The sequence below is a fragment of the Bradyrhizobium sp. UFLA05-112 genome (assembly GCF_053572325.1).
On record NZ_JBANBK010000089.1, the window covers coordinates 26541 to 32916 of the forward strand.

Here is a 6376-nt window from a genome sequence, read left to right on the forward strand (position 1 = left end):
TGACAAGGTCAGGTCATGGGCGGGCACTCGACCGATTTCCTCAACGGGGGCGGCAAGATGGGCGCGCTGATGCGCGCGCACGATTGGTCGACGTCCCCGCTCGGTATACCCGCGCAATGGCCGGACACGCTCAAGTCAACAGTTGCAACTTGCCTCAATTCCCGCTTTCCCATGGTCGTTTGGTGGGGGCCGCAGCTCATCATGCTGTACAACGATGCGTGGCAGCCGATCCTCGGCGAGACCAAGCATCCCCATGGCCTCGGCCGACCGGGCGCCGACTCCTGGCCCGACACCTGGCCGATCGTCGGTCAACAATTCGAAGGCGCACTCAAGGGCGTCGCGAACTGGTCGCAAGACCTGCTGCTGGCGAGCGACCGCCACGGATACATGGAGGAATGCTATTTCACGTATTCACATAGTCCGCTGATCGATGCGACCGGCAACATCGTCGGCGTCCTCACGGCGGTCGTTGAAACCACCGCGCGCGTCCTGACCGAGCGTCGGATGCGCGTCTTGGGCGCGCTGTCCAAGGCGACGATCGAAGCAACGACGGGCGCGGTGACCATCGAGGAGACCTGTCAGAATCTTCTGGATCTGCTCTGCTGCGACAATCCCGACATCCCGTTCGCCGTTCAATACATAGCCGACGAGAACGGGAACGCCCGGCTCGTCGCTGCAAGCCAGATCGATCGCGCTCTGTTTCCGTCCTCGTTGTCGGCGTTGTCACCCGACGATGAATGGGGCATCGTCAATGTCCTCAATACGCGCACGCTGCGGATCATCGAGCGATCGTCCGAACCTCCCTTCGCGCTGCCGGGCGGCACCTGGCTTGAGCCGACGACGCAACTCGTCGCGTTGCCACTTTTGCGCAAGAGCTCCGGCAACAACCTTGCAGGCGCGCTGCTCATCGGCGCCAATTCGCGCCTGCATCTCAATTCAGAATATCTTGATTTCCTGATGCTGGTCGCCGCCGAACTGGCGGGATCGATATCGGCGCTCCAGAGCATCGAGAGGGAGCAACGCTCCGCGCGGGCCAAGGAGCTTCTCGTGCGAGAATTGCAGCATCGAAGTCGCAATTTGCTCGCGGTGGTCCAGTCAATCTCGGAACGGACGCGGGCGGGGAGCGCGTCACTCGATGATTATGCAGGTGACTTCAACGGGCGCCTGGCCGCGCTTTCGCGGGTTCAGGGCCTTCTCTCCCGCGAGGCGTCGGAAGCGGTTGGCCTTGATGAGCTCGTGCACATGGAAATGAATTCGCTGGGCGTGGCGGATTCCTCCGACGTCTCCATCGGTGGCCCGAACCTAGCCCTTCCCAGGGATTCCGTGCAGATGCTTTCGCTCGCTCTGCACGAACTGGGCACGAACTCCATCAAGCACGGTGTCCTCAATGGCTCCGGCGGCACCCTGCAAATCCGCTGGCAGCTGGCGAGCACTGACAAGCCCGCGCTGCGTCTCGAATGGAGCGAACATAGACGGAAGCTCGCCGAGCTCGTCATATCGCATCGACATGGTTTCGGCCGGACACTGCTCGAACAGGGACTGCCCGGACAGCTCGGGGCGACGACGCGGTTCGACTTGCGGCCCGATGGCTTGCGGTGCGTTATCGAACTGCCCATTAAACCCGCGACATGACGCTCAAGCACAACTTCAGCCGCGTCGGGCCGCCTTGATCGCGGCGACGTCGATCTTCGTCATGCCCATCATCGCTTCGAATGCGCGCTTTGCTTCGTCACCGCCCGCCGCCATCGCCTCCATCAGCACGCGCGGCGTGATCTGCCAGGAAATGCCCCATTTGTCCTTACACCAGCCGCACGCATTCTCCTGCCCGCCATTGCCGACGATGGCATTCCAATAACGGTCAGTCTCCTCTTGATCGTCGGTCGCGATCTGGAACGAGAAGGCTTCGCTGTGTCTGAATGCGGGACCGCCATTGAGGCCGAGACAAGGCATGCCGGCGACCGTGAATTCGACCATCAGCACATCACCCGCCTTGCCGGATGGATAGTCACCAGGTGCGCGGCGGACAGCATTCACTTTGCTGTCGGGGAACGTCTCGGCGTAGAAGCGGGCAGCAGCTTCGGCGTCCTTGTCGTACCAAAGGCAAATCGTGTTCTTTGCCATTCGCGATTCCTTTCAGTTCCACTCCAATCAGGTTCAATCCCCTCGCCCTGATATGGTCGCAGCCAATGGCAATTTCTTGACTCGTCCCGCGTCAGCCATCAGATTTCGGAACAGACTCGCGCGCGACGCACATCGCCGCTGCAATCCCTGGTTTTTTCAACAGGTGCGGTCTGCCTATGAGGCGCTTTACGTTGCCGGCTCAAAGATGTCTGCACGACAAAGCACGGGTTCGCCCGCTGTTTGCGCTTCTGTCGGCAGTCGCCGCCGCAGCGCTCGCTTCATCCTCCGGATTCGCCCTCGCGCAATCCGCCATGGAACGGCAGGCTCAATGCGAGCTGTCCTTCATCCGCGACACGCGATCTCCCGTGGCCATCCAATACATTCGCGCCGCCTGCAACTGGCTCGCGCTCAACGGAGACTCCCTGTTGAACGAACGAAGCAAGGGCTACTATGTTTGCCTCGTGCAGCAGCTCTCGGGCGCCCAGGCCAACGAAGCCGCCGCCGCGATCATCTCGGCATGCCGGACGTCAAATCCGCTCTAGCGAGGCCAAGCGCAGCAAGTTGTGCCGACCGGGATAAAACCCATGTTCCGTGTTCTGCATCATTCGCCAAGCTCACTAACGAAGGTGCATGGACCGAAAGGTTTCCTTCCTCGCCCTGCGCCCGCTTTCAGTTACAGATTTCTCGGTGCCCGTACTGCCCAACCGCGATATCGACTCGACAGCCCTGCCGAACTGGACGGCAGCTCCTGGTGTCGCAATAGATCTGGCCCGTCGTCTGCGGCTTCGACGGTGCGGACTCGACCTTCTTCCTCTCGTCGTCTCGCGGCTTGGAGTCATCGCGGGTCGCGACAGGCTTCTTGTCCTGGACCTTCTCGCACTCGTTGTCGTCGTTCACCCGGTAGCCGGCGCGGCAGGTGATCTTCACGCAAGTGTCGGCGTCCGCCTTGAAGCCGCGATCGCAGACCAGCGGACAGACACGGCCAGGCTTCGCCTTCAGCGCGTCCAGCGCATCGCCGCTCGCGAGCTTCACGTCGAACTTGGTGCCGGCGTATTTGTTGAACTGGGTCAGCGAGCGCTGCGAGGCTGCATTCCAGTCGCCATCGGCGGATGATGTCAGACAGCCGACGCGCCGCAACTCCGACTGCACCGATTTCGCCAGCTCGGCCGCAGAGAGGGTTGACGTCGGCGGAGGCGCAAGCACCGCCACCTTCTGGGTCTCGGCAGACCGCGTCTCAGAAGCCTGCTGCGCAGCCTTCTCGGCTGCCGCCTTTTCGACGGCCTGCTTCTCCGCGAGCGCCTTCGCGGCTGCAGCCTCGGCTTCCTTCCGCCGCTGCTCAGCGGCCGCTGCCTTGGCTTCCTCGGTCTGCTTGGCCTTCTCGGCGGCTATGCGGGCGTCCTCGGCCGCCTTGGCCGCGGCAGCGGCCTTCTCCTGCTCCGCCTTCTGCGCGCGTTCGGTGGCGAGCCTTGCCCTCTCCTGCTCGGCCGACCGCGCCTTCTCGGTCGCGGCCGCGCGCTCTTCCTCCGCGGCTATCTTCCTGAGCTGCACACGCGCGAGGTCTGCGTAGAACCCGTCCGGATAGGCTCGCAGAAACGCTTGCCATGCCTCGCGATCGCCGGCCTGAAGCGCGAGCTCATAGTCCCGCCGCAGGCTGTCCTGGGGGGCGGCCTGCGGACCAGGAGCCGCGGCCGGCTTGGCCGGCACCAGCGACACATCATCGCCGCCGAGCGAGCCATAAACAAACGGCTCCTGCTTATAGCCGGTCGTCTTCAGCACATCGTCACGCACGAAACCGAGCGCTTTACGCAGGTCCAGTCCAGGCGTGGGGAGACGATCGACAAGAGCTGTTGCGAACGGACTATTCTTCGCGTCACCGTCCGATGCGGTCGATCCCGCCTTGGCGGCAAACGCAATCATGGTGTTTGGGCTGGTCGGCTCGACCTTGGCGAGCCCGCGCCCGATCGCGCGCGAGGCCACGGTCCGCTTCATGGTCTTGGCGAAAGGGTTGTCGCGGCAGGCGTCCAGGATGACGAGCCGAAGCTGTTTTGCCGGCTCGATGCTGACCAGCACCCGATCGAGCGGGAACGCCTCGTCATAGACGTCGGTATCGGTCTCGAGCACGGCATCGGTCGGGATCAGGTAGTTGTTGCCATCCACCTCCATGCCGTGGCCGGCATAGTAGACGACCGCAACATCCGCGTCGCGGCTCTTGCCGCCAAACTCGCGCAGCGCCTTGCGCATCTCCGCGGCGCTGAGGTCCTGCCTGACGTCGACGACATCGAAGCCGGCCGTCTTCAGCATGCCGCCGACCAGGCCGGCGTCGTTGACCGGGTTGGATAGCCTGGGCACGCTCTTGTAGGCTGAGTTGCCAATGACCAGCGCCACGCGCTTCTCGGCGTGGGCCGAGCCGCATCCCATCAAGACGGCAAATATCGATAATACGAAAAGACCAAAACGACTCACTGCAGTCCCCCCAGGAATGCATCTGGCAGACTAAATTCAGCCTGCCGAAAAGCAATATTCGTTCTGTGATATAAGTCACACTGCGATACCCTTTTGGACGGCCACCAGGCACTTTCGGTGCGGACGATTGAGTCAGGGTTAATCGCACCCTGATGTTGCATACCGTCCGAGCCCATCAGCGCCCCACCGCTGCGCTCGCGTCCAAGTTCGTTAGGCCGCACTTAGCGCCTGCGCGAGATCAGCGATCAGATCCGCGGGGTTTTCGATGCCGATCGAGAGCCGGATCGTGGAATCCAGAACGCCAATCTTTTGGCGAATGTCGGCGGGAACGCCGGAATGGGTCATCGTTGCAGGCAGGCTCGCGAGCGACTCCGTCCCACCCAGGCTCACTGCCAGCTTGAGGATTTGCAGCGCGTTGAGGAATTTCACGGCCGCTTCCTTGCCGCCGACGATGTCGAACGAGAACGTCGATCCCGCGCCCAGGCACTGCCTTGCGAACACGCGTCCGGCCGGCGACGTCGCTTCGTGGTGACCGAGATAGTGGACCTTCGCCACCTTGGGGTGGTCGCGCAGGAAGTCGGCCACGAGCCGCGCGTTGCCGTCGGCCTTCTCCATACGGATGCTCAGCGTCTCCAGGGAACGGCTGATCATCCAGCACGAATGCGGATCGAGCTGCGTGCCGATGGCGCCGCGCAGCGCCTTGACGCCCTTTATGACAGCCTTTGCGCCGAGGGCGGCGCCGGCGATGAGGTCGGAATGACCGCCGACATATTTGGTGAGCGAGTACAGGGAAATATCCGCGCCGTGCTCGATCGGCCGCTGGAATACCGGCCCGAGCAACGTGTTGTCGCACGCGATGATCGGCGTGTGGCCCTGGGCCTTGCCGATCGCGTCGGCAACGCGCCGGATCATCGCGATATCGACGAGGCCATTGGTCGGGTTGGCCGGGGTTTCGATGATGATCATCGCAACGCGGCCCTTGCGCATGGCCTCCTCAGAGGCCTGGCTGACTGCCGCTTCGTCGATGCCATCGGCGAAGCCCACGGCGCTGATCGAGAGGCGCGCAAGCGTGTTCGTCAGCAGGGTTTCCGTCCCACCATAGAGCGGTTGGGAGTGCAGGATGACGTCGCCCGGACGAACGAAAGCGAGAATGGTCGTCGCGATCGCAGCCATGCCGGATGAGAACAGCGCGCAGCTCTCGGTGCGCTCATAGACCGAGAGGCGGTCCTCGACGATCTCGCTGTTGGGATGATTGAACCGCGAATAGACGAGGCCCGCTCCCATGCCTTCCGGCGGCTCGCGCCGCCCGGAGACGAAATCGAAGAAGTCCTGCCCATCCTCGGCCGTCCTGAACACGAAAGTCGAGGTCAAAAACACCGGCGGCTTGATGGCGCCTTCCGACAGTTGCGGATCATAGCCATAGGTCAGCATCAGGGTTTCCGGATGCAGCATATGGTTGCCGATGTGGGTCTTGGACGGGAACGGTTTTGCCATGGCCTGTCTCGCTGTTTCTCGAGTGAGCCTCGCCGCGCGTTGGAACCCTGCGATTGCAAAGCAGTCAGGAGCTGGATGCGCCGGCATCCAACGACTCATCGTCAACGTCGCGGCGGCTCAATCCGAGGATAGCTCATGCGCGGCGCTCTGGCAGCGATTGGTCGGCTGCGGCGAAAGAAATTCCTGCGGCGGCTCAGGCGCTACAATGCCGCCTCTCTTACCGCTGTCATTCCCTGCGAAAGCGGGGAATCCAGATGCTATGGGGTAAGCGGCGACTGGGGTAAGCGGCGGTGAGGGT

At 62.8% G+C, this 6376-nt stretch carries 5 protein-coding genes; 2 read left to right on the forward strand and 3 right to left on the reverse strand.

Going from position 1 to position 6376, the window contains the following annotated elements:
• The first annotated feature begins 15 nt into the window (after nucleotides 1–15).
• Nucleotides 16–1632, forward strand: coding sequence for a PAS domain-containing sensor histidine kinase (locus tag SO180_RS34940; RefSeq protein ID WP_449383364.1), 1617 nt, complete (start codon nucleotides 16–18; stop codon nucleotides 1630–1632).
• 15 nt (nucleotides 1633–1647) lie between these two features.
• Here the strand turns inward: SO180_RS34940 and SO180_RS34945 are convergent, their stop codons facing one another.
• Nucleotides 1648–2121 (reverse strand): VOC family protein, encoded by a 474-nt coding sequence (locus SO180_RS34945; protein WP_449383365.1) that lies wholly within the window; start codon nucleotides 2119–2121, stop codon nucleotides 1648–1650.
• A 176-nt stretch (nucleotides 2122–2297) separates the two neighbouring features.
• Between SO180_RS34945 and SO180_RS34950 the strand changes: the two genes are divergently transcribed.
• Nucleotides 2298–2663 (forward strand): VF_A0006 family four-cysteine protein, encoded by a 366-nt coding sequence (locus SO180_RS34950; RefSeq protein WP_449383366.1) that lies wholly within the window; start codon nucleotides 2298–2300, stop codon nucleotides 2661–2663.
• A 127-nt stretch (nucleotides 2664–2790) separates the two neighbouring features.
• Here SO180_RS34950 and SO180_RS34955 read toward each other — a convergent pair whose 3' ends face one another.
• Nucleotides 2791–4539, reverse strand: coding sequence for a caspase family protein (locus tag SO180_RS34955; RefSeq protein ID WP_449383370.1), 1749 nt, complete (start codon nucleotides 4537–4539; stop codon nucleotides 2791–2793).
• A 255-nt stretch (nucleotides 4540–4794) separates the two neighbouring features.
• Nucleotides 4795–6078, reverse strand: a complete 1284-nt coding sequence (locus SO180_RS34960) for a cystathionine gamma-synthase family protein (protein WP_449383367.1) — start codon at nucleotides 6076–6078, stop codon at nucleotides 4795–4797.
• Nucleotides 6079–6376 lie beyond the last annotated feature (298 nt).